Origin of the sequence: Nostoc sp. CCY 9925, assembly GCF_963920935.1 — a bacterium.
In the GTDB taxonomy this organism is placed as follows: Bacteria; Cyanobacteriota; Cyanobacteriia; order Cyanobacteriales; family Nostocaceae; genus Nostoc.
This window is the reverse complement of sequence record NZ_CAWUDO010000016.1, coordinates 78,858-102,884: the sequence shown is the minus strand read 5'-3', so window position 1 is coordinate 102,884 and position 24,027 is coordinate 78,858. Positions and strand designations below refer to the sequence as shown.

Genomic DNA, 24,027 nt, shown 5'->3' with positions numbered 1-24,027 from the left:
AAAGTTGGAAATCTAAGCAGCAGTTTCAGTAGGTAAACCTGAAACTACCAGTTACCTACAGGTTGAGCAGTAGCACCGAACATTGAAGGATCGATCGCAATGCCTAACCCCTCAGCTACACGAAGACCATAGGAAACATCTGCTCTAAAAAAGTGGCAAAGTTGACGCATTTGGACATCTTGCTTTGCTTGGCTGAGGCTACCAACGATATTTTGCACAAGACGTTCTTGCTGTTCGGGAGTCATTAACCGATAGAGGTCGCCTGCTTGAGTATAATCGTCGTTTCCTTCACGATGATTGTAGCGATCGACTGTGACATCGCCCAAGTGGCTGGGTGGCTCTGCATAAGCTGGATTTTCTTTGGGCGTACCCTCAGCACTATTGGGTTCATAGTTGGGAGCGCTACCGCCGTTGTTTCCCGATGCCATAAAGCCATCTCGCTGGTAATGTATCACTGGACATTTGGGCTGGTTGACTGGTAGTTGCTGATAATTACCACCCAAGCGATACCGTTGAGCATCTGGGTAAGAAAAGATCCGAGCTTGAAGCATTTTGTCTGGAGAAAAACTAACTCCAGGAACCACTGCACTAGGACTAAAAGCGGCTTGTTCAACTTCGGCAAAATAATTCTCTGGGTTACGATTTAGCTCTAATATCCCGACTTCAATTAAGGGATATTCTGAGTGCTTCCAAACTTTTGTCAAGTCAAAGGGATTATCTCGATGTTTTGCTGCTTGCTCCTCTGTCATCACTTGAATACACATCCGCCATTTGGGATAATCTCCTTGAGCGATCGCTTCAAATAGATCGCGAGTCGCATGATCGGGATCTTCTCCCTTAAGCTTGCCCGATTCCTCCTCTGTCAAGGTTTGATGTCCTTGCAAGGTCTTAAAGTGAAATTTACACCAAACGCGATCGCCTTGAGCATTAATTAAGCTAAAAGTATGGCTACCAAAGCCGTCCATGTGTCGATAGGTTTTGGGAATTCCCCGGTCGGAAAACAGGATCGTTACCTGGTGCAGCGATTCCGGACTCAGTGACCAAAAATCCCATTTTGCATTGTGGTCTTTACAATTCGTTTGGGGATTCCGCTTTTGAGTATGAATGAAATCAGGAAACTTCAGTGGGTCACGGATGAAGAAAATCGGAGTATTGTTACCTGTGATATCCCAGTTGCCCTCTTCTGTGTAAAACTTGATGGCAAAACCTCTAGGATCGCGTTCCGCATCTGCTGAACCTTTTTCTCCGCCAACCGTAGAAAAACGCAACAGAACTTCTGTTTTTTTGCCAATCTCAGAAAAAAGTTTGGCTTTCGTGTAGCGTGTGATATCATTTGTAACCGTAAAAGTACCGAAAGCAGCAGCACCTTTAGCATGGACAACTCTTTCAGGAATGCGTTCTCTGTTGAAATGAGCCAGCTTTTCTAGTAAGTGGAAATCCTGCATTAATACAGGGCCACGTGACCCCGCAGTAAGTGAGTTCTGGTTATCAGCAACAGGAATGCCGTCAGCAGTTGTCAAGTTTTGGGGTTCAGTCATGTAAAGAAGTTCTCCGTGAAGTTACTCAAATTGCCTACAGTATATTGTTAGTCAGTAGATAAACGAATACCTACTGAATATAATCAGCTAATTCATAGTCATTATGAGTTCATAAATAAAGCATACTCGAAATGACTATGAATTACAAGGGCTTTTTTTTGTATCTTTGGGAGCAATATTTAGAACTCCTAGAGGTTAAGACGAGAGAGGCGATAAATCGCCGTCTTTACAATAATCAGTCCTTTGTAGAGACGGCGATTTATCGCGTCTTTGGGATGTGATGATCCTTCGTGTTTCATTTTAGGTGTTATGGCGCAATCACCCTCACCAGAGTTTCCCTACTCCTTAATCTTGATTTAAATGTTTGAGAATCAACGAGCAAACATCCGTGGCCTCAATTAGATTTTCATCAACAAGGTGAGTTTGATGGGTGATAAATAAAGCCCCTTCATCAACAGAAGTAGTAATATGACCGTGAGAGCCACGTACTAAGGAAGCATCTAGAGGAATCACATCCATGAGGTAGCGAAAACCGAGTTGTTTCTTAAGTAACTTGAGAGCGATTTTTCCCTGAGGAAATTTAATTTGTGGATCGAGGAAAAGTTCTACAGGATCGTAACCGGGTTTGCGGTGGATATCTACTGTTCTAGCAAAATCAGGGGCTTTTGCATCATCGAGCCAATAATAGTAGGTAAACCAAGCGTCAGGTTGAGCGATCGCCACTAACTCTCCAGATCTGGGATGATTGAGATGGTAGGCTTGTTTACCCTGTTCATCCAAAACTTGGGCTACGCCTTCAGTGGCTTCTAAAAGCGATCGCACTTTTGGGATGTACGCCGGCTCGTTCACATATACATGAGCAACTTGATGATCGGCAACGGCAAAGGCAATGCTAGCACCAAAATCGAGCAATTCTCGCCCCAATTCTTCCCGCACAGCAATTAAATTATTTTTCCGTAGCACGCGGTTCAAATCTACAGCTTTAGAAACTGGGGTAATGCCATACTCAGAAAGAATAATTACTTGAGTATTTCGTGCTTGATAATATTCAATTAGATCGCCACAAACTGCATCAATTTGCTGTAAATCTGCTTGAATGTGTGTTTCATTGTGACCAAATTTTTGCAGACAGTAATCTAAATGTGGTAGATAAACTAATGATAATGTAGGGCTATAGCGTTCCTCAATCCATTTTGCAGAATTGGCAATCCATTGACTAGAATTAATTGAAGTTTTTGGCCCCCAAAAATCAAATAAAGGGAATTGACCTAAATCAGATTGAATTGGCGATCGCACATCACTAGGATAAGTATAAATATCAGGTAATTTTCTCCCATCTGCGGGATACATCGGGCGCGGTGTAATGGCATAATCCACCGAAGAATACATATTGTACCACCAAAAAAGGTTGGCACAAGTGAAGTTTGAATCAATTGATTTAGCAATTTCCCAAACTTTGGGAGCCTGTACTAATTTATTAGATTGTCGCCAAAATTTTACTTCACATTCATCGCGGAAGTACCAACCATTAGCAACAATTCCATGTTCATCAGGAAATTTTCCGGTTAAATAAGTAGCCTGAACAGAACAAGTTACAGCAGGTAATACTGTTTTGATTGGAACCACTTGACCAATAGCCGCCCAAGCAGATAAAAACGGGGTATTTTTTCCTAGTAAGCTTGGCGTCAATCCCACGACATTTAAAATAACCGTTTTTTTCATAAACTTAATTCCTTTTAATTTGCAGCGAGTTCTTTTAACACCCATTCATATTCCCGCTGAATAGAAGTCAGCAAATCTATCTTCATTTCTGATGGCAATACATCCCAAGTGTAAGTTTCGATTTCTAAATGTGAGCAAGCATTGTTTGTTTGAAGTAGATGCAAAACAGTAGCAATATCATCTTGCGTAGACTGCAATATTTGATAATCATGAATAAAAATAGGGACATGAAAATGAGTCCGCCATTCTTCAGCTAGAGATTGTTCTAAATGTGGTAATGCAGTGACTAAATCCGGATAGTGATATAGCGTACCATCGCTACGACGTTCGATTACTTGGTGAAGATAGGTAGATTCTGCAAAAGGACGCAAGCGTTCGACTATTAAACTACGCTTTTCAACTTCAGCAGGGATTTTTACTTGAATTGCTGCACTGATTTGAACCTTACCAATCTTAATTCCTGCTGATTCTAAACGTGCAAATACAGATTTTGGTTCCTCGTATTCAACTGAAAAATGGCAGGTATCATAACAAAGCCTAACATGTTCTAGCAATTTAGCTTCAGCTAAACTCTGTTCAATATTTAATTTTTCTGATAAATAATTACCGCCAATTGGCAATAACCAATTTTGGAAAAAATCAATTACTTCTGAGGTATTTTCAATTAATCCATCTGGCTCGGGTTCCAAATCAATATGGAGTAATTTTCCTGTTTCTTCCCAGATGCGAATCATTTCTGTAACAACTGATGCTAAATTCAAACAACTCTTTTTCAGCACTGTCTCAAAAGTTGCTTGGTCTTTTTCCCACCAAGGTTTATACGATAATGGCAGTGTAGAAATTCCGCCATCAAGTCCTTCTGGTAACAGAGTTGCTAAAATTTGTGTAAGGTTTAATGTGTAATTAACCCGTTCTTCTGTAGACCAATCTGGTGCATAAACTTGGTCTTTGACTACCTGTCGATGAAATCCGCCATAAGGAAATCCATTTAAGGTAAAAACGTATAACTCTTGTTGAGTTAGCCATTTTTGAAATTCAGCCAGATTCTTACTTTCTAAAAGTTCTTTGGCGGCTGTATTTGCTAATCTCAAACCAATCCCAAAAGTTTCTGTCGGTGATAAACGTGATTTGAGTTCGGGAATATATTTTTGTAAATTTGCAAAGACCTCTATCCAACTTTCGCCGGGATGAATATTGCTGCAATAAGTTAAATGGAAGTTGTTGTTTATAATTTTCATTTTCTAGTTTTATCCCCTATTTTTTATTTGCACGCAGAGTCGCAGAGACGCAAAGAGAAAGATTGAGTTGTATACAATATTTTGTAATCATTCAAGTTTGAAAAACCGTTCTGCGCCTCTGCGTGAGGTTTTCATAACTCTATCGAGCAAGATTAATGTTAAGTAACCGCAAATATTTGTGCTAATTTCATAGAAATTGGTAGCAAAATTAGGACTGCTAAACCGTAATACAAACCAGCAAAACCAGATGCAATAGTGGCGTCTAAAACAATAAGAGACAACACACCTATTTTGACAGCATTGCGGATATTTTCGGCTAAAGGTTCACGCGCCGCTTTAACAAAATTAGGCAGAACTCGGATAGCTAATAAAACTGCAAATGGTAATGCTGCGATCGCTGTATACTCTGGTAATATTCCTAATGCTAAAAGTGCCGTCAAAACTATTGCAATCAAAACTAGCGCTAATACTCCGGTAATCTTCTTTCCTCCGTGAACTTCCCCCTGACTAATTGCAGTGATAGCCGCAATGTAAATCACAGGAATCAGCGCTAGATACCAACGTTCTCCGATGATTGCTGGGACAGCACTTACACCTAATAATAAGTTACTGCCACGGCACAAACCCATATTAAGTGGCCCGAAAAAAGAATGATGTTTGGCAAAGGAATTATACAGCAGTGCTGAAAGAGCAATGAAGATAGCGATCGCCCCACTCAACCAGGATACTTGAAAAGCCGCTCCAATGCCGATGGCAAACATTATACTGCCTAAGAAAATAGCATTTCTCAAAGACACCCGGCCACTAGGGATTGCTCTATTTGGTCGTTCTTTTGTATCTAAATCAGCATCAAAAACATCATTAAAAACAATACCGCCGCCATATAAGCCTGTCGTTGCTAATAACAACCAAGCTAATGGAATTAAAACCGCAAAATTGGCGTCACCATTAATTAATTGAGCGAAAATAATCCCAGAACCAGAAGCAGCAAACCCAACTAAAATATCAGCCCAAGCAGTAACAATATTAGCCGGACGCATCAATTCAAAATAGCCCCGCCAGCTTTGAAAATTCAAGCTTGCAACACTCACTTATCTGCCCCCTAACAATATTTTCGATTTTGATTTCAGATTGTGAAAGTGACAACGCAAAGATAAAAATTTCTCTTGCAATGCCCCATGACGCCACTTGCTTCAAGTCGGCAAAGCCGCCCAACGCAGTGGCTCCCCAATGCCCAATTTTCTATTCAATCAGCACTGAAAGTGAATTAATGCCTGGTTCTTGTCCCCGCAACACAGAATTACCATTAAATAGCTGACGCTGGTCGATAGATTGGGGGTTGAGCCAGTCTGAGGCTTGCATCTGCCCGGTTTGGCTGTAAGCAGCTAGGGCATTTTCGTAACAAACTGCTCGTACATGTTCTTCAGGAATGCCTCTTTCTAACATTAACTGAGCCGTTTTTGGCACTGCTAATGGATCGCTAATTCCCCAATCAGCACTACTATCAACAATGATGCGGTCAGATCCATATTTACGAACAACTTCCACCATCCTGGCGTTACCCATTTTTGTCTGGGGATAAATAGTAAAAGCTGCCCAAAAACCCCGTTTTAGTACTTCTTCAACAGTTTCCTCGTTGTTATGATCAATAACTACTTGTGAAGGATCTAAGCCATATTCAATACACCGATCCATACTCCGAATAGCACCCGCTTTCTTATTACGATGAGGAGTATGAATTAGTACCAACATGTCGAGTTCTTTGGCTAATGCTAACTGTTGACAAAAGTACTTATCTTCTGCTTCTGTCATATCGTCGTAGCCAATTTCGCCAATGGCCACAACTCCTTCTTTACAAGCATAAAGTGGTAGCAGTTCTATCACTTCTGCTGCCAATGCTTCATTATTAGCTTCTTTGGGATTTAAGCCGATTGTACAGTAATGCTGGATGCCAAACTGGTTAGCACGAAACCGTTCCCAGCCCACAAGACTGCTGAAATAGTCTTGGAATGTGCCCGCGTTGGTTCGGGGTTGTCCTAGCCAAAAAGCTGGTTCAATAACGGCGACAATGCCATATTCCCGCATTACTAGGTAATCGTAAGTAGTACGGGAACACATGTGAATGTGAGGATCGATAAACATCATGGTGTGGTTTAGTGATTAGGGATTGGGTATTGGGGATTGGGTATTGGGTATTTGGGATTGGAAAATATATTTTGAATCTTATTCCCTAGTCCCTAGTCCCCAGTCCCTAATCCCCAATCTCTTTCAGCGATCGCTGCTAAAACTATTCCAAGTCAGGTTACCCTGTTCTATGGATGACTGTAAATCCGGATAATGGGAAAGTAATACTTGCGCTTCGGGTAAAGCTGATTCAGCACAAGCTAATGCTGCTGCTTGCTGCTCAGCTATATCTCCGTTTATCAGAACTTTTTCTAAATCTGCGATGATTGCACTATCAGCAAATTTACCTACAGGTCGCCAAAGTTCTGGGGTAACTGAGCGTTTAGCAGCCCAGCGTTCGTGGGCATAGTCTGTTAACATCTTCGCTAATTCTGGGTTAGCGCGACGATCTAGACCCCAAATTAGATGTAATGGGCTACCGACAAAGACGGCTTTTAGCACCATCTGATTCCAAGCAGCATTATCTAAATAATTGGCCGGATAAGGGTTGCGTAGTGCTATGGCTTGGAATACATTGCTCATATTGCTACGAATTCCCTCAGCAGCACGGTGACGATGTAATTCTGGATGTGGCAATAAGGGTAAACTCTGATAAAGTGCAACTAACTCGCCCATATCGGCACTAGAGAAAACTTTATCAAGCGTTGGCACAGCCTCTCCAAAGGAGACTCGCACATAACCCTCGGCATCATCGTAAGGCAAAGCTAAAAGTAAGAGTGTGCGACCTGCTTGATCTACACTCCAATTACCAGGATTCCAACCAGGAATTGCCTCCTCTGCTGCTTCCAAATCTTGGGATGTTAGCTGCAAATTCTGTTTACCCAGATAACGCGGCACAGCACTAAAAGCTGTGAAAAACACCCGCTCAGCTGCACCGCTAGCAATCTGTACCTGCTTCTGTTCCAGCCAAGCAATACCCGTCTGGGAAACAGACTGTAGTAACCACTGATGTAGTAACTTGTTTACTGTACTCATGATAAATTTCAGGAGAAGTTGTCCAACTTTTTTTGGTGACAACTATGTATAATATCTAGCATTAAATTTGATACTTTATTATTCAACCAGTTCTATACTATATTACTTAGCTAATAACTTCATTGAATCTATAAAATCTATTTAATTTAGAGAAGATACTGTAAAGATCTGATTTTCAATCGATAAAACCGCAAGTTACCTTACGGAAAAAAATTAGAATTTTATGTAATAATGATGATATCAATTGTTAAACTTAAATATAAGCTCTAAAATATATTTAAGTATAACAGTCAAGATATTTGCAAATAATTGTGATCTTGGGCTTGATTCAACAATAGATGATAGCACTGTCAAACAATGATTTATTAGATCTAATTGTCTAGTAAATTATTGGGATATTGAAATGCCAAATTTATATTCTTGAAATAGCCGCAAATCTTCATTAAAGTACCCCATATATTTACAATTAATTATTAGTTAATAATATTTAGATATGGCAATCAAGCAAAAGACTGCTCTAAATCTACAACCCATTAATCAATGTGTTCGAGTAACCTTCAACTATGATGTTCATTTCACCAGAGGTTTATTTGAATTAGATAATTCTTTGTTGGCACAAGTGATTGCCGGAAATGGAGAGACAACTCCAAAACGAGTTCTAGTGGTGGTAGATGGTGGAGTTTTAAATTATCAAAGTGGGTTACTAAAAAAATTAGCACTTTACGCTCAGCATTATGCAGATGTACTTACCTTGAGTGGTGAACCAATAATCGTTCCCGGTGGAGAAGCAGTCAAGAATGATTCTAGATTTATAGAGCAAATTCATCAACGAATCGATGCAGTTGGATTGTGCCGTCATTCCTACGTGTTAGCAATTGGAGGTGGAGCCGTATTAGACATGGCAGGATACGCAGCAGCCACGGCTCATCGAGGAATTCGACTGCTACGGGTGCCGACAACAGTATTAGGACAAAATGATTCGGGTGTCGGGGTCAAGAATGGAATTAATGCCTTTGGCAAGAAAAATTTTCTTGGCACATTTATGCCACCTTATGCCGTATTGAATGACTTTGACTTTATTACTAGCCTTGACGATCGCGATTGGCGATCGGGTATTGCAGAAGCGGTGAAAGTAGCGTTAATTAAAGATGCAGATTTCTTTAATTTTATTATGACTTATGCCGATAGATTAGCTAACCGAGATATGGAGATTATGGAAAAGCTGATCTATCGTTGTTCGCAGTTGCACTTACAACATATTGCTGGTGGTGGCGACCCTTTTGAAATGGGTTCATCGCGTCCTTTAGATTTTGGACATTGGGCTGCTCACAAACTAGAACACTTAACTAATTACAGTTTACGTCACGGTGAAGCTGTAGCGATCGGCATTGCTTTGGATACAACCTATTCATATTTAACAGGGCAACTTTTACAATCAGAGTGGCAAAGGGTTCTAGTTACACTTAAGAAATTAGGCTTTACTCTGTATGTACCAGCACTAACAGAGCAATTAGATCGCCCAGACCATTCCAATTGTATATTTAGGGGTCTTACTGAGTTCCGCGAACATTTAGGAGGAAAATTGACAATTACCCTTCTAGAAGGAATCGGACAGGGAATAGAAGTGAACCAAGTGAATTTATCTTTGTATAAAGATGCTATTTCCTTGCTGGAAGATTGGGAACTATTGCATTGAAGAAGAATTCAGAATTAATCTTGATAATTTAAAAAATCAAGCAGTATAGAATCATTGATTTTTCAATTATTCTCATCATGGCTCGTAGTTGCGCTTTCGCGAAGACAGCGCAACTATGAGCCAGTTTCAGAGATTTTACAATTCGTTATACCAATTTGAAAAAACAATGCGACAGATACATACTCCCAAACCCTTGTTCTGTCTGGCTTTCTTAATTTTGAATTTTGAATGCGTGAATTTTGAATTGGTATTACATATCTTTGTTTTTTCTCACCGACCTACTTAAGTCCTAATTTCTAGTTATCATGCCTTTGGGATAGTATTCGCATAGTTTTTTTCATTAATGAGAAAATATTCATGAGATACAAACTCTTGGGCAAAAGCGGGTTAAGAGTCTCCGAACTCTGCTTGGGAACCATGACCTTTGGTGAAGATTGGGGTTGGGGTGCTTCCAAAGACGAAAGCGCTAAAGTCTTTGATGCTTTTGTGGAAGCAGGAGGCAATTTTATTGACACCGCCAATGGTTACACCGATGGTAGCAGCGAAAAAATTGTCGGTGAATTAATCTCCAAAGACCGGGAACGCTTTGTAGTTGCTACGAAATATTCTTTTCCCTTGCGGATGAACGATAAGAAGGGCGACCCTAACGGTAGTGGGAATCATCGCAAGAACTTAATCCAGTCTTTAGAAGGTAGCCTGAAGCGGTTGAATACTGACTACATTGACTTATTCTGGTTGCACGCTTGGGATTTTACCACACCTATTGAAGAAGTATTGCGATCGCTTGATGATGTAGTCCGCCAAGGTAAAGTACTTTACGTCGGCATTTCTGACGCACCCGCTTGGATTGTTTCCCAAGCAAATACCATCGCCCAATATCAAGGATGGACGCAGTTTGTCGCCCTGCAAATTGAGTATAGTTTAATTCAGCGGACACCAGAACGCGATTTAATACCGATGGCCAAAGCTTTCGATTTAGCAGTCACACCGTGGTCACCTTTGGGTGGTGGTGTGCTGACAGGTAAGTACAATAAATCTGCTCAAGAAAGCGGCGAACAAGGACGGTTAGCAAATCCAGCATTAGGAACTATTTCAGAAAAAAGTTTAGCGATCGCGGAAGTTGTAAGTCAAGTAGCAGCAGAAATTGGATACACACCATCACAGGTAGCATTAGCTTGGTTACGCGCTCAAAGTGGGGTAATAATTCCGATTATTGGCGCACGTAAATTAACTCAGTTTCAAGATAACTTAGCTTCTTTGGATGTGACTCTTTCTCCAGAACATTTGCAGCGTTTAAATGAAGTGAGTCAAATTGAACTGGGTTTTCCCCATGACTTTTTGCACAGCGATATGATTCGCGATCGTCTTTTTGGTGGTACATTTAATGCCATAGACAACCATCGGATCTAATTTTCTTAGTCATTAGTCTTTAGTTACTTGTTCTTTATTATTAGTGTTTTGTTATTCACCAATGACCAATGACTATTGACTAGCGATCGATATATTTACATAACCCTTGAAGAGTAATACGTTCTCAAACCTAAATCTCAACTTCTTTCATCGAAAATTGTATCAGTTACAAACAGTAACACATTCAGCCTTGAATACAATCTATCGTCAGAGAGTTTCGCATTGCATAGCAAAATCTGTAAAGTTAACTGTAAAAGGCATTAACTACAACCATGAGCGACAACACCATTTCATCACGTTTGTACCCTACTCGCATTGACATTCCCGCCGAAGCGCGAGTGCAAATCGTGGTACTTCTCAACAAAACCTTAGCAGCTAGTTTAGATTTGAAAACTCAGGCAAAGCAAGCGCACTGGAATGTTAAAGGCACCGATTTTTACCAGCTACACGAATTATTTGATGAACTTGCTGGTGAATTGGAAGAATATGTTGATATGGTTGCGGAACGCGTCACTGCTTTGGGTGGATATGCTGTAGGAACAGCCCGTTCTGCTGCTAATAATTCCATTCTGCCAGAATATCCCTTTGATATTTTGGACGGTAAAGACCATGTAACAGCCTTAGCAGATCGTTTTGCACTTTACGCTAAACATATCCGAGAAGCGATCGCTAAAACCGATGACTTAGGTGATGCTGATACCGCTGACCTTTACACTGAAATTTCCCGCACCATTGACAAACGCCTCTGGTTCTTAGAAGCTCATCTACAAGTAGCAGAAATTAAGGCAGAGAATGGCAATGCAGGTGCTACTAAAACTCAAAAGACAGCTGCTGGCGTCAGATAAGCACTTTTGAATCAGGGAACAGTAAATCTTAACTAGTAGTAGGGTGCGTTAGGCTTTAGCTTAACGCACCATATTATTTATATATATAAGACTAGTATTTGATTTTTGAAATTACTCGTAGAGGCAGGGAACAGGCAATAGGCAATAGTGAAGAAGGGGATTAGAAGAGTACGGATTTTTTTCAGAAATCAAACCGGATTCCTATACCAGAATTCAGAATAAAAGAATACCTAGTTTTCTTAGCTTAGTCTTTCAAAATCTAAGTTACAAATATTTTTATTTTTTTATACTAATAAAATGTGAATTCGATGGCTCATATTCTAACCTCAAACAAAAAACCTCTCCCTGTTTTTACTACGCAAAACCGTCCCTCTCAGAGTGGGAGAGGGAAAGACTTGAACTAAAGTTCAAGGCAGGGAGAGGTTCGTCAAATTTACGTTAATAAAACAACGCTATTCAATTGAAAATCACTCTAAAATTTCACAGTATCTTTTTGGTAAGTATGGCACTTTTAAGTACGTACTTTTCATTTTATATGTATATACTTTACTATTTAAATAGTTCAAAATTAGGTTAAATAAATAAGAAGTCTGAACAATGTTGGGTATCCAAGACCTATTAATTCTGAATTCTTACCTAAAAACAATTAACAACGAGGTAAATCTATGTCTAAAAATACAATTACGCACTTAATTCACGATCGCAATTCTCGTGGTCACGCTAAAACGGGCTGGCTCGATAGCTATCACACATTTTCCTTTGGTAGTTTTTACGATCCCAATCGTATGGGATTTCGTTCTCTGCGAGTAATCAACGATGACCGCATTACCCCTGGTGCTGGATTTCCTACCCACGGTCATCGTGACATGGAAATCCTCACATACGTCTTAGAAGGTGCTGTAGAACATAAAGACAGCTTGGGTACAGGCTCAGTAATTCGTCCCGGTGATGCCCAAATTATGAGCGCTGGTACTGGAATCAGCCACAGCGAATTTAATCCTTCGCCAACTGAACCACTGCACTTGTTACAAATCTGGATCCTGCCCGATCAAGAAGGCTTGACACCAAGATACGAACAAAAAGCGTTTCCTATTGAAGAAAAGCGCGGCAAATTACGCTTAATTGCTGCTAAAGATGGGCGCGATGGTGCTGTGACAATTCACCAAGATGTTGATTTATACACATCTGTTTTAGAACAAGGTGATGTTGTTAATTATCAAGTCAAAGGCGATCGCTATGCCTGGTTACAAGTCGCCCAAGGTATAGTTAGCTTAAACGGTGAAGAACTCAGAGCCGGTGATGGCGTACAAATCAACGGCGAAGAACAGCTAGAAATTAGCACCAATATCGGCGGCGAAATCTTGCTTTTTGATTTGGGCTAATATGCTAAGTCTGTTTGAAAAAACTAGAGCAATTTCTAGTTGAATAGACTACAGTAGGGGCGCACAGCTAGCTGTGCGCCCCTACAATCAAAAGATAAGTCTGCTAAGGAATGATCCCTCCGGCGGGCGGTTACGCCATCGCAAAGCGAATTTGAATACAATCCTTAGAAATACTAGCAAAAATCTCATGTCCAAAAAGCCCGATTCGCAGTTACAAAATCTCTTCGCTGCCCACAAATCAACTGACTGGCAAGAAAGATTAACGCAAGTAGCCTACCGCTTCAACCGAGAATATCTTGGTCAACCCGTTGAACTCCCAGCTGAAGTACAAGCAATGCCAATCTTTCGGGAGTGGGCTGGCGGCAATTTTTCCGGGAGAATTGCTTCTCCTTTTTGGGAAGTTGCCAAACCTCAAAAGAACCAGCACTGTTTAGATATCGGCTGCGGCGTCAGCTTGTTAATTTATCCTTGGCGGGATTGGCAAGCATTTTTTTATGGACAAGAAATCAGCAATGTGGCGCGAGATATTCTCACTTCTCGCGGGCCGCAGTTGAATTCCAAGCTATTTAAAGGTGTTGAATTGGGAGCGGCTCACGATCTAAACTATTCAGCAGGTCAATTTGACTTGGCGATCGCCACAGGATTTAGCTGCTATTTTCCAGTTGAATACTGGAATGCTGTCCTGACACAAGTCAAACGAGTTTTAAAACCAGGCGGACATTTTGTGTTTGACATCCTCAACTCCGAGCAGCCTTTAGCAGAAGATTGGGCTGTTCTGGAAACTTATCTGGGTGCTGAGGTATTTTTAGAACCTCTAGGAGAGTGGGAAAAAACAATTAAAGCTGCTGGTGCTAAAGTAATCAACCAGAAATCAGGAGAATTATTCGAGTTGTACAAAGTGCGCTTTTAAACTAACGAACAGTTACAGTAGAATTCAGAATTTGAATAGCCTCTGTGCCTAGCTACCAGACCCAGATAGTGTAATTCACGCTTCTTGAAATCTGCTGTAAAAATAGCATTACTCAGCAATCACTGGACTCGTTGGATCTAAAGAAGTTGTAAAAACAAAATAGATGACTCCAGCACCGAGAATCATCACAGCCAAACTAAATAACAGCACCCAGCGGTCTGTTGGTTCATAAGTATCTTCTTCGATATCACGGCGGACAGCAAAATAGTGTCCCGTTGATAGCCACACCGTAATCAAACCCACCAGCGAGAAGACTAAACCTAACTTCCAGCCGTTACCAGGACGGGGCACCAAAGGTATTTGGAAAGCACGCAGACGCACGATGACCACACCAAAGCCCAAAAGAGCAATCCCTGTCCGCATCCAAGCCAGGTATGTACGCTCATTTGCTAAGTGGTCTCGTATCCGAGATGGATTTAGTCGTCCTGCTTTCTTTTGATCTTTAACTTCTTCTGTGGATTTCGATTTTAACTGCATCAATAATACCTTTATGCTGAAAGAGGCTCCTCTCCAAAAAACGCGAAGGTAATAGCAAATCTCCTTCCAGATTATTTGCATCCAACGCGCTAACTCTGCTAGTAAAATATATTTATTGTGATTGTACATTTTTTTGCTGAGTTTATTTTAACTAAGATTTTGCATTATTCTCAAGTACCGTGGGGTAAACGGCAATCGCAACATCAAAATTAGGCTTTTAGGCAACAGTTAGCAGTAATTACTTAAAAAAACAGCCAACAACAGAGAGATTTTTGACCAGTCTTTGTCCTGTTTTTTCTCTGATTTTGGCTGTTACCCTGTTAAATTTGAAAACATCTCGTTGAGAAATAGATTTCAGTAACTAGTGTTCACTGGTAACTGTCTATTATTCACCGATTTAAGACTTCTCAATAGGCGCATTGGGAACTCGTGTATCTATTAAAGCCTGTGATACATTCGGAATAAACCAGTTGACTTCATTAGCTTTGACAATTTCAGCATTAGGAATGTTGATTTCAATTGCAGCATTCTCTGGATTGGTTTTAATCGTTAACTTACTGCCATCAGGTATTTTGACAGCCACTGGTTGTGTGAATTCTTGAATTTGTCCATCTGGGATTAAGGCTGCGAGTTTAGCATCATTTGGCAGATAGAATCCATCACAATCCCAGCTATTTTGAGTAGACTGACCATCAGCTAGAAAATACAGACCATTCTCGTATGTAGCATCTTCTTCCTCTTCTTCATTTGCTGTTTTGCCATATACTGCGATGGTATTACCTGTTTGGTTCTCACATTGACCCCAGTTAATTCCCGTCTCTAAAGCATATTTTTGGAATTCTAACTCATCGATTTTCTTTTGAATTTCCTCTGGTGTCACACCTGCAAGTTGAGTTCGGGCTTTTTTTGCCTGAGTAAGTTGCTTAAGTGCTTTTGTGACCTCGACATAATCAGGGTTTTTGCTAAATTTTGGTCTATCAGCAAAAGAAGGTTGAGCAAAGGCGAGATTAACAAAAATCATCAAGACAATTAGCAGAGATTTCCAGATTTTCATGATTCAACTCCTGTCGATTAATTTGAGATTTTTTAGTAGGTAATTCATTATCAAAATTCAGGATTATGAATTATTACACTAAATTTTTAGATACTTAATTTTTCTTGTTCTTGACTTGAGCGCTGATTATTGAAACTCAAAATGAAGGAAAATAGATAACTAGAAATTACAGATAACAAAGTCCAAGTAACATTTTCTGAAACAATAAACACACCCAATCCAACCAAGATACAAGGAACAAAAGTGTTGCCATTATCAGTTAAAAATTGAGCGATCGCAGGTAAGTAAGTTAACTTATAAGCGGCATAACACCAAACACCCACTAAAGAAAAGAATACACCCAAAATCAGCAACAAACTTTCTAATTCCGAATTGGCAAATAGAGGTACGTAAACACTAATATTGTCGCTACCATTAGCAAAGGCGATCGCAGCTACATTACATGTTTGCGGAGATATAAAACTGCGAATTACAGAGGGACAAGAACCCTCAGTTTCTTCTGTAACTTCCTCTGAGGAATCCTCTTCGCGCTTTAGTAAACTACTCATACCAATAATTATTGGCATTAAACCAAGTAATCTAATCCAGTCCTGCGGTATAATTAGTCCACCAAAAAAACCTGGAAGACTAGCAGCGATCAATGCAGCAAAACCGAGATATTGACCAGCAATAATGTGACGACTGCGGAACGTTTTATTTACTTGTGAAAACAGCAACGTCAAAATCACAATATCGTCAATATTCGTGGCACTGAACGCTGTAATTCCTGTGGTAATTGCAGTGACTAAACCGCTCATTTGTCGAAGTCCTTATTTTGATGCTTGGTAATTAGGCATTTGTATTGAGCGCAGCCTCTCGTAGAGAAGTATTGGGCATTGGGGGAGACGAGGGAGATGAGGAAGCCGGAGGAGCAGAGGAGAAAATTTCTCACTCTTGTACAAACGCGATGAATCGCGTCTCTACTCCTAACTCTGCACTCGCAATGACCAATAACTAGGTAGGAAGCTTTGGTTTATACTTTAGACAAACTAAACGATAGAATCAAATGCTTTTTTTTCTCAAAATGATAAATGGAAGTGATGAAAAGTTTGACACCAAGTTTTAGGGATACCATCAATGGCAGGAATGACACTTGAGCAGCTAAAAATATTTATGGCTGTGGCGCACCACTTACACTTTACTCGGGCAGCAGAAGAACTTTATATTACACAACCTGCCGTCAGTGCAGCCATCCAGAATTTAGAACAAGAGTACGGGGTCAAATTGTTTCATCGGATTGGTCGTCATATCGAGATTGCTGAGGCTGGTAAGTTATTGCAAATGGAGGCGCAGAAAATTCTCGATCAAGTCTCCTTGACCGAAAGGGGATTGCGAGAATTGAATAATCTGCAACGGGGTGAATTGAAATTAGGCTCAAGTTTGACAATCGGCAATTATTGGCTACCAAGCAAGATTAGTGAGTTTAAGAGCCTATATCCCGGTATCCAAATTGACTGTACCCTTGCCAACGCCGAAACAATTTGTGTAGGAACAGCAATGGGACAATTTGATTTGGGCTTAGTGGAAGGAGACGTGAAGCCAGCGCTGCAAAACACTCTAGAATACGAAATTGTGGGGAGCGATCGCTTGCAAATTGTCGTAGGTGAAAAACATCCTTGGTTTGAGGAGGGAGAAATCGAGTTAACCCAACTGACGCAAACTCCTTGGGTGATGCGGGTACCGGAATCTGGAACCCAGCAAAGATTTGAGGAAGCCTTGCTCAATTGGGGAATCAACCTCAGTGAACTAAATGTAATTTTAGTGTTCACCAGTGGTGAAATGGCAAAAGCAGCGATTGAAAACGGCGTAGGTGCAACTGGAATTTCTGAATTGATGGTAAAAAAAGAAATCCAGCTTGGAACTCTACGGCCAATTAGAGTTATTGATAACAGAGAAAAAGAAAGTGCGATGCCTACGGCGGGTTACGCCTACGTAGAAATAGTTCGGCCTTTTTTCAAACTTAAGCATCGCCAGCGTTTCCAAACTACTCTTTCCAAGGCCTTTGAAAAAATGTTGATATCTCCTACGACCAATAATTCACCTCAACATCCAACAAAAAAGGAAAAAGGAAAAATTAAAAGTTAATATTCATTAGTCATTATTTTCTGAGTCCCTCATCTGCGAGAGTTCCCACTTCTCTTTGCATAGCCCATTTTTTAAAAGATATCATTCACCTTTAGGTAGATTTAGATGCAATTATCAAAACAGTATATTTTAAATGGGTGAATATATAATTTACCAAAATAGTTTATGTAAAATCAGGAATTTCAATCTCAACAGATAAAATCTTGATTGAGTTCTAATTCATTTTGTTCATTAAATTCCTTATCAGCCATGACATCCCCAGAGCCTCAAACTGATTTTGGAGAAAATTCTTCGCAAACCTCATTTGAGCCACCTCCAGAAAAACGGCGGTGGCTTTGGTTATTTTTAGCTGCACTACTACTGTTAGGCGGCGGAGTAACTATCGTTTGGCGTTTGCTGACTCCACAAAATTCAGTACCTTCAACTGCTAATGTTCAACCTCAAGGGGTAAGAGTCAAAATATCCACAGTACAAAGCGGCATCATTGAGGAAAGTTCAGATTTTATTGCTAGCCTGGAGTCCCAGGGGTCAATTAACCTCAGATCAGCGATTCAGGGTCAAGTCACCCAAATATTTGTCAAACCTGGAGATTCAGTAGCACAAGGAGCAGCAATTATCCAAGTAGACTCCAGACCGCAACAAGCAGGGGTCAATACAATTAATCCTGCCTCTGAAGCATTTTTAATCCAGCTAGAAAATGCCCGCTCTACACTCAAATCTTTGGAGGCAGAACGGCCATCTTACATTGCTAATGTCCAACTCAGCCAGCAGGAATACGAAAAATATTTCAGCTTAGCTCAGCAAGGAGCGGTATCTCGACAGGCTAGCAATCTATACGCTAATAGGCTCGCTGCTGCCAAAACTAGTCTAGGTGCAATTGATTCTAGGATTCAAACCCAACGAGCCAGTATCTTACAAGCTGAAAAATCCCTACAAAAAGCTAATGTAAATCCAAAACAACAAGCCCAGTACGACAAAATTACTGCTCCCTTTGCTGGTACAGTTGGCGAAATCTCGGTGAAAGCCGGCGATTTCGTTAATACTTCCACGCCATTGGTTAGCCTGTTGCAAAATCGACCTTTAGAAGTTAAAGTTTCTGTGCCTCCACAGCAAAAAGCTCTATTGCGCGAGGGAATGCCGATGGAGATTATGAACACACAAGGTCAGAAGTTAGGTAGAACTAGAGTATTTTTCATTGCACCTAATGGCAGTGATGAAAAACAAGGGATATTGATTAAAGCACTCTTTAATAACCCTAATGGTCAGGTACGTGCAAATCAATTGGCTAGGGCCAGAGTCATCTGGAATGAGCGCCCTGGAATTTTAGTCCCTACAGCAGCAGTGACTCGTGTAGGTGGAGAAACTTTTGTCTATGTAGTTGAAACTGAAAAATCTCCCCAAGGCGTGTCTCAACAAGTGGCTCGGCAAAAGCGAGTGAAGCTAGGCCAAATTAAAGGTAATAATTATCAAGTGATTCAAGGATTACAGCCAGAAGATAAAATTATTATCTCAGGACTACTTAATCTTACCGATGGTGTGGCGATCGCTCCAGAATTTTAGCACAAGGGAATGGAGAGACAAGGGTTTTCTCTCCCTTTGCAATTACCCTTATCTCCTCGTTCTCTTCACTAACGCCACAGGATACGCTAATTACCCGTTTTTAGAACTTCAAACCATTTGAATTCAAGAGCAAAGCCAAAGACACTCCGCCAAGGTGTCAGAATTCAAAATTCAGTCATCAAGAGTCAGAAGTCAGAATTTATAAGAAGTCTAGTGTGATTGATATATGATTCTTTAAGTCTTCTGACTCTCAGAACTTCTGAGCGACGGTTCCCGCCGTTCAAAGTTCTCTCTGAATTTTGAATTCTGATTTTATACACAGGGTAATCTGATGAGTTCACCAAAAGATAACGGCCAAGTTGAACGCAAAAAGCCAGTTTATCTAGAGCTAAATTTTCACATAGTTTGTGCCGTTTCTCTAATAGCTGTTATCGGAGTTTCCAGCGTGACTCCAGCTTTTCCTAAGTTAGTCAAAGAGTTAAATATAAATCCCAAAGATTTGGGTTTATTGATTACAATATTTACCTTTCCCGCTTTGATTCTAGGCCCAATCATCGGCATCTTTGCTGATAGATGGGGCAGAAAGAGAATTATCGTTCCTGCATTGTTTTTATTTGGTCTTGCTGGTACAGCTTGCGCCTTTGCCCGCGATTTTAATTTATTATTATGGTTGCGTTTACTACAAGGAATTGGCGCTGCTCCTTTGCTTTCTTTGAGTATCACTTTAATCGGCGATTTATATACAGGAGATAGGCGTACTCAAGCAATGGGTTACAGTGCAAGTGTCAACAGCATTGGCACTGCAACTTATCCAATAATTGGTGGTACATTGGCGACAATGGGTTGGTATTATCCTTTTATGTTACCGATATTAGCAATTCCCCTGGGATTGCTCGTATTATTTAGACTTAAGAATCCAGAACCACAAGGCGAACGCAATTTAAAAGAGTATTTAAGGAATGCAGTAAAAGTTCTCAAAAATCGCCAATTATTCGGACTTTTTATTGCCAGTGCAGCTAACTTTGTTTTTCTTTACGGCGCTTATGTCACCTATTTACCACAGCTAATTAATGATATCTTCAAAGCACCACCTACTGTCATTGGATTGTTACTTTCTAGTGTTTCTATATCAATTACTATCGCTGCTAGCCAGTTAAGCAAATTAGCCAGAAAATTTCGCACTACTAATTTAATTAGTGCGTCTTATATTTTCTATGGATTAGCTATGTTAATAATTCCTTTTGTGCCCAATCTTTGGTTACTATTAATTCCTAGCATCATTTTTGGTATTGGTCTTGGCATTGGTTTTCCTAGTATCCAAACATTGTTAGCAGATTTAGCACCAAAAGAATATTTGGCGACAATCATATCAGTCAATGGGACATTTTTCGGTTTAGGACAAACATTAGGACCGCTGTTGATGGGCTATGTCTTTGGTTTTGGTGGAATTACTAGTGTGTATTATGCAGCAGCCGGTTTTGCAGTTCTGATGTTTTTTGTATTTAGATATTGCACTTGTATGTAATACCAATTTACACATCTTAACTGTAAGTGTGGAATGGGGAGTAATATCATGTCCAGGTAATTAGTTATGATTTCGGTAATCATTACACCCCACCCCTTAATCCCCTAAGAGCAAGCCTACGGTGTACACACAAGTCTGATTCAGTTTTATCCTAATACACTTGGGATTAGCGAGAAAGCCCTCATGTAGAGACGCGATTTATCGCGTCTGATAGACCAACACGTTCACAAGACGCGATAAATCGCCGTCTCTACAGAGAATCTACTCGTCAATTATTCCTTGACAGACTACTCCGACTTGTGTGTACACCGTAGCCCTGCAAGCTCTTAGGGGAGACAAAGCGCAGCTTTGGCTCTTTGGGGTGCAATGACTGTGGGAATCATAACTAATTATGCGGACATGATATATAGCAGGAGGCAGAGGCAAGAGGCAGGAGGCAGGAGGTAAAAGTATTACTATTCCTAGCTTCCATGCTTTCAAAATGTCCTAACCTGTGTGACTACGGCTATAAATCCCAAGTTGATGGAATTTGATTGCGATGCAATCGTGTTGCAGGGCGATGCAATTACATTGCATGTCGATGCAATTACATTGCATGGCGATGCAATTACATTGCATGTCGATGCAATCGTGTTGTATGTCGATGCAATTGCATTGCAGGGCGATGCAATCGTGTTGCATGTCGATGCAATCACATTGCAGGGCGATGTTAATGAGTTAGAGTTTTTTCAATGCGGCGGTCGGGGATAAGCCACATAACTGCAACCAGAATGTATAATGCACAAGCAAGCCACGAATTTAGAAACGCAAGTGGAATTGCCACAGCATAAATAACCACAGATACTTTTCCTTTAAAATCTTTACCAACTGCGATCGCCAGAGTGGAATCATTGCCATGATGAGAAATTAAAGTACGGGTGAGGATAAAGTAAGCGATCGCATTTAACATTAAAACCGTACCATAAAGGGCAGCTGGTATACTGGCAAATTGATTCTCGCCCATCCAGCCAGTGACGAAGGGGATTAGCGACAACCAAAACAGCAAATGCAGATTCGCCCAAAGGATACGCCCATTAACATGACGAATTGACTGTAACAAGTGATGATGGTTGTTCCAATAAATGCCAAGATAAATAAAACTCAGCACATAGCTCAGAAATATTGGTATCAGCGGACGCAGCGCGGCTAAATCAGGCCCATGAGGCACTTTGATTTCCAGTACCATAATGGTAATAATGATGGCAATCACCCCATCACTGAATGCTTCTAACCTGCCCTTCCCCATGTACGCATTCCTTTTCTATTTATTTGAGAGTGACCAGTGATTACTTGATGTTACAGAGCAAGCGGATTTATCTGTGCAATCAATCAAAAATCCAAAATCCCAATTTGTCTAATTGTGTAGTTTACCTTACCAAGTACTCGCGGTTGATAAAGATTGTCTGCGCGATAATCCTTAATATCGTCAGCAAAATTTTAATTATCAATGTTTCTCACCCCATACAGTCCTTATTTTCTCCGTAGTTAAAGACACAAACAGAGAGTGACAGATGGGGTGAGACGCGTCGGTTGGTCAAATTGATTAACTCGATTTGGGATTCATCAAGAATTTAGTCAATTGCAATCCGCTGAGGGCCAGTAGCTTTGCCATTATTTGCCTCAGTTGTATTGTAAGTGGAACTATTTGAGTGCTTCTGTTGATCTAGCCAGCTTTTAACGGGATCGTCTGCAAGATTTAGTCGAAGTACACCAGAGAATAATCCACCGAGAAACGAGACTGGGTGTTGGGTAAGTTCTCTGAATATAGGTGATAATTCATCAATGAACATAAAAAGTCTCCTGGCTCTGCCGTAAAAAATTGTTACTTTTTAATTAATCGTAACGTGTTAGCGATGGGGTATTGGGAGTGCTAACTGTTGAGTAAGGAGTTAAGAGTAGAGACGCGATTAATCGCGTCTGTACAAGAGTTAAGAGTAGAGACGCGATTAATCGCGTCTGTACAAGAGTTAAGAGTTATTATTCTCCTCTGTGCTCCTCCACTCCGATCTCCCTACTCACCTTATGAACTTGGTTCCTGTTCGGGAAACATACACTTATCGGAGTCACAACCACTAGGGCCAGCTTCTGACATTTCGCCTAAATCGTAGCGGCTTAGCGCTGCACAGAAATCATCTGTTTTGCGGCGTGCTTTGACTTCTTGAGTTAAGCGATCGCACGTTGCTTTATTTATTGGTTCAAACGGTAAACGTGGGAATGATTGCAAATCGTCAAAACGGGCTAAAAGTGCTGCGGAAATATATCCTTCATCGTTCTGGATACTTTCATAGATGCGCTGTCCAAGGCTTTCAACTTCATCAGACCGCAGTTCTAAAGTTGCTGATGTGTTGTGACTCACATAGTGGCGCTGAACTTGGAGGACAAAATCGAATTGAGCTAGGGCTGAAAACTTAGAAACATCAATTTCATCAGCCCCAGGTAAATCAGCCCAAGAGACAGCAACGGGGATTTCTACTAACCATTCACTCACACGTGGATCGAAAGGATCGTTGAGTAGATTGCCGTGTTCGTCTTTGTCTGATTGCGAGGGAATAACGTTGTAACCATAGTCAATACAGGCTAAAGCTACGGGGTCATTTTTGCCGAAAGTGATGCGGCGGATAAATCGTTGTGCTTTGGGGGGATGCCATCCGGAACTGGCATTAGTTAATAAAGCTTTAGTGCCGCTGGGTTGGACTGTAGTGCAGCGATTTGGACGTTTGAGATTGTGGCGATCGCAATAATCCCAAACAACTCGATGCACGGTATCTTTCCAAAAACTTAAATATTTCTCCTCCTCTCGCTTAAAAGCTAATCCTTGTGGCGTTGCAGGTCTTCCCGCTTCCCACCAGCGCAGCCAATCAACACCAAAAGCATGAACAAAGAAATCAAATAAACCAGTAAAAGAAACTCCCACAATTGGGTCTAATTCACGGCTGTATTGATAACGTGGTTCTTGGAATTTGTGATTTAAAAGTGCTGCTACAGATAGCGCCCCAGCCGTGAAAGCCTCCTCTTGTTCTTTGTAATTATATGGGTCAATTTGATTGAGGTGAACCTCAGACAAATTACAGTGAAAATTAGAGCCGATGATTTCCAATTTTGTTATCCTAAAGGCTTTTTATCCTCTAGTTCTACTGCTTGATAATTTGCAGTAGCTCCGCGTACATTTTACAGATGTGAGTTTAATAATAAAAGTACTTTTTACATCTGTCCCCGCACTCTTGGAGAGATTATATTCTAGACGCCTATTTTCGGTGTAATCTAGTTTCACTCTCTACGCTGTACGGT

General features: G+C 40.7%; 21 protein-coding genes and 1 pseudogene. 10 read left to right on the top strand and 12 right to left on the bottom strand.

Annotated elements, in window-relative coordinates; genetic code table 11:
• Window positions 1-44: 44 nt before the first annotated feature.
• The 6 genes from ACM0OY_RS11445 to ACM0OY_RS11420 form a co-directional block, all read right to left on the bottom strand.
• Window positions 45-1,538 carry a catalase gene (locus ACM0OY_RS11445; RefSeq protein WP_414568974.1) on the bottom strand — a complete coding sequence of 498 codons (1,494 nt, stop codon included), beginning with the start codon at window positions 1,536-1,538 and terminating at the stop codon, window positions 45-47.
• 345 nt (window positions 1,539-1,883) lie between these two features.
• Window positions 1,884-3,260, bottom strand: coding sequence for an alkaline phosphatase family protein (locus ACM0OY_RS11440; RefSeq protein WP_414568973.1), 1,377 nt, complete (start codon window positions 3,258-3,260; stop codon window positions 1,884-1,886).
• A 14-nt stretch (window positions 3,261-3,274) separates the two neighbouring features.
• Window positions 3,275-4,498 (bottom strand): metabolite traffic protein EboE, encoded by a 1,224-nt coding sequence (eboE, locus tag ACM0OY_RS11435; protein ID WP_414568972.1) that lies wholly within the window; start codon window positions 4,496-4,498, stop codon window positions 3,275-3,277.
• Window positions 4,499-4,656: 158 nt separating this feature from the next.
• Entirely contained in the window at window positions 4,657-5,589 is a 933-nt protein-coding gene (gene eboC, locus ACM0OY_RS11430; protein ID WP_414568971.1) for a UbiA-like protein EboC, read from the bottom strand.
• A gap of 151 nt (window positions 5,590-5,740) precedes the next feature.
• Window positions 5,741-6,643 carry a TatD family hydrolase gene (locus tag ACM0OY_RS11425; RefSeq protein ID WP_414568970.1) on the bottom strand — a complete coding sequence of 301 codons (903 nt, stop codon included), beginning with the start codon at window positions 6,641-6,643 and terminating at the stop codon, window positions 5,741-5,743.
• 123 nt (window positions 6,644-6,766) lie between these two features.
• Window positions 6,767-7,657 carry an EboA family metabolite traffic protein gene (locus ACM0OY_RS11420; RefSeq protein WP_414568969.1) on the bottom strand — a complete coding sequence of 297 codons (891 nt, stop codon included), beginning with the start codon at window positions 7,655-7,657 and terminating at the stop codon, window positions 6,767-6,769.
• A gap of 493 nt (window positions 7,658-8,150) precedes the next feature.
• On the opposite strand from ACM0OY_RS11420, the gene ACM0OY_RS11415 reads away from it, so the two are divergent.
• The 5 genes from ACM0OY_RS11415 (at window position 8,151) to ACM0OY_RS11395 (ending at window position 13,900) form a co-directional block, all read left to right on the top strand.
• Complete coding sequence (locus ACM0OY_RS11415; protein ID WP_414568968.1) at window positions 8,151-9,353, top strand: 3-dehydroquinate synthase; 1,203 nt, start codon at window positions 8,151-8,153, stop codon at window positions 9,351-9,353.
• 357 nt (window positions 9,354-9,710) lie between these two features.
• Window positions 9,711-10,763, top strand: a complete 1,053-nt coding sequence (locus ACM0OY_RS11410; protein ID WP_414568967.1) for an aldo/keto reductase — start codon at window positions 9,711-9,713, stop codon at window positions 10,761-10,763.
• A gap of 272 nt (window positions 10,764-11,035) precedes the next feature.
• The gene (gene dps, locus ACM0OY_RS11405; RefSeq protein ID WP_414568966.1) at window positions 11,036-11,608 is read left to right on the top strand and encodes a DNA starvation/stationary phase protection protein Dps; all 573 of its coding nucleotides are present in this window, start codon (window positions 11,036-11,038) and stop codon (window positions 11,606-11,608) included.
• A 665-nt stretch (window positions 11,609-12,273) separates the two neighbouring features.
• Window positions 12,274-12,990, top strand: coding sequence for a pirin family protein (locus ACM0OY_RS11400; RefSeq protein ID WP_414568965.1), 717 nt, complete (start codon window positions 12,274-12,276; stop codon window positions 12,988-12,990).
• Window positions 12,991-13,177: 187 nt separating this feature from the next.
• Entirely contained in the window at window positions 13,178-13,900 is a 723-nt protein-coding gene (locus ACM0OY_RS11395) for a class I SAM-dependent methyltransferase (protein WP_414568964.1), read from the top strand.
• A gap of 108 nt (window positions 13,901-14,008) precedes the next feature.
• Here ACM0OY_RS11395 and ACM0OY_RS11390 read toward each other — a convergent pair whose 3' ends face one another.
• The 3 genes from ACM0OY_RS11390 to ACM0OY_RS11380 all read right to left on the bottom strand — a co-directional run bounded on the left by ACM0OY_RS11390 (window position 14,009) and on the right by ACM0OY_RS11380 (window position 16,288).
• On the bottom strand, window positions 14,009-14,437 hold the full coding sequence (locus ACM0OY_RS11390; protein WP_414568963.1) for a YidH family protein: 429 nt from the start codon (window positions 14,435-14,437) through the stop codon (window positions 14,009-14,011).
• Between the two features lie 397 nt (window positions 14,438-14,834).
• The gene (locus ACM0OY_RS11385; protein ID WP_414568962.1) at window positions 14,835-15,491 is read right to left on the bottom strand and encodes a hypothetical protein; all 657 of its coding nucleotides are present in this window, start codon (window positions 15,489-15,491) and stop codon (window positions 14,835-14,837) included.
• Between the two features lie 86 nt (window positions 15,492-15,577).
• A complete protein-coding gene (locus ACM0OY_RS11380) occupies window positions 15,578-16,288 on the bottom strand; it encodes a cadmium resistance transporter (RefSeq protein WP_414568961.1) in 711 nt (236 codons plus the stop codon).
• 44 nt (window positions 16,289-16,332) lie between these two features.
• Between ACM0OY_RS11380 and ACM0OY_RS11375 the strand changes: the two genes are divergently transcribed.
• The 5 genes from ACM0OY_RS11375 (at window position 16,333) to ACM0OY_RS11355 (ending at window position 21,450) form a co-directional block, all read left to right on the top strand.
• The gene (locus ACM0OY_RS11375) at window positions 16,333-16,488 is read left to right on the top strand and encodes a hypothetical protein (protein WP_414568960.1); all 156 of its coding nucleotides are present in this window, start codon (window positions 16,333-16,335) and stop codon (window positions 16,486-16,488) included.
• A gap of 119 nt (window positions 16,489-16,607) precedes the next feature.
• The gene (locus tag ACM0OY_RS11370; RefSeq protein WP_414568959.1) at window positions 16,608-17,615 is read left to right on the top strand and encodes a LysR substrate-binding domain-containing protein; all 1,008 of its coding nucleotides are present in this window, start codon (window positions 16,608-16,610) and stop codon (window positions 17,613-17,615) included.
• Window positions 17,616-17,864: 249 nt separating this feature from the next.
• Window positions 17,865-19,175, top strand: a complete 1,311-nt coding sequence (locus tag ACM0OY_RS11365) for an efflux RND transporter periplasmic adaptor subunit (protein WP_414568958.1) — start codon at window positions 17,865-17,867, stop codon at window positions 19,173-19,175.
• 331 nt (window positions 19,176-19,506) lie between these two features.
• Window positions 19,507-20,700 carry an MFS transporter gene (locus ACM0OY_RS11360; protein ID WP_414568957.1) on the top strand — a complete coding sequence of 398 codons (1,194 nt, stop codon included), beginning with the start codon at window positions 19,507-19,509 and terminating at the stop codon, window positions 20,698-20,700.
• A 522-nt stretch (window positions 20,701-21,222) separates the two neighbouring features.
• Entirely contained in the window at window positions 21,223-21,450 is a 228-nt protein-coding gene (locus ACM0OY_RS11355; protein WP_414568956.1) for a hypothetical protein, read from the top strand.
• Here the strand turns inward: ACM0OY_RS11355 and ACM0OY_RS11350 are convergent.
• The 3 genes and pseudogenes from ACM0OY_RS11350 to nrdJ form a co-directional block, all read right to left on the bottom strand.
• Window positions 21,410-21,985, bottom strand: coding sequence for a TMEM175 family protein (locus ACM0OY_RS11350; RefSeq protein WP_414568955.1), 576 nt, complete (start codon window positions 21,983-21,985; stop codon window positions 21,410-21,412). The two genes, ACM0OY_RS11355 and ACM0OY_RS11350, sit on opposite strands and share 41 nt — an antisense overlap.
• Window positions 21,986-22,310: 325 nt before the next feature.
• On the bottom strand, window positions 22,311-22,529 hold the full coding sequence (locus ACM0OY_RS11345) for a hypothetical protein (RefSeq protein WP_414568954.1): 219 nt from the start codon (window positions 22,527-22,529) through the stop codon (window positions 22,311-22,313).
• Window positions 22,530-22,759: 230 nt separating this feature from the next.
• Window positions 22,760-23,833 (bottom strand): annotated as a pseudogene (gene nrdJ, locus ACM0OY_RS11340) (ribonucleoside-triphosphate reductase, adenosylcobalamin-dependent); the annotation flags it as partial.
• Window positions 23,834-24,027: the final 194 nt, after the last annotated feature.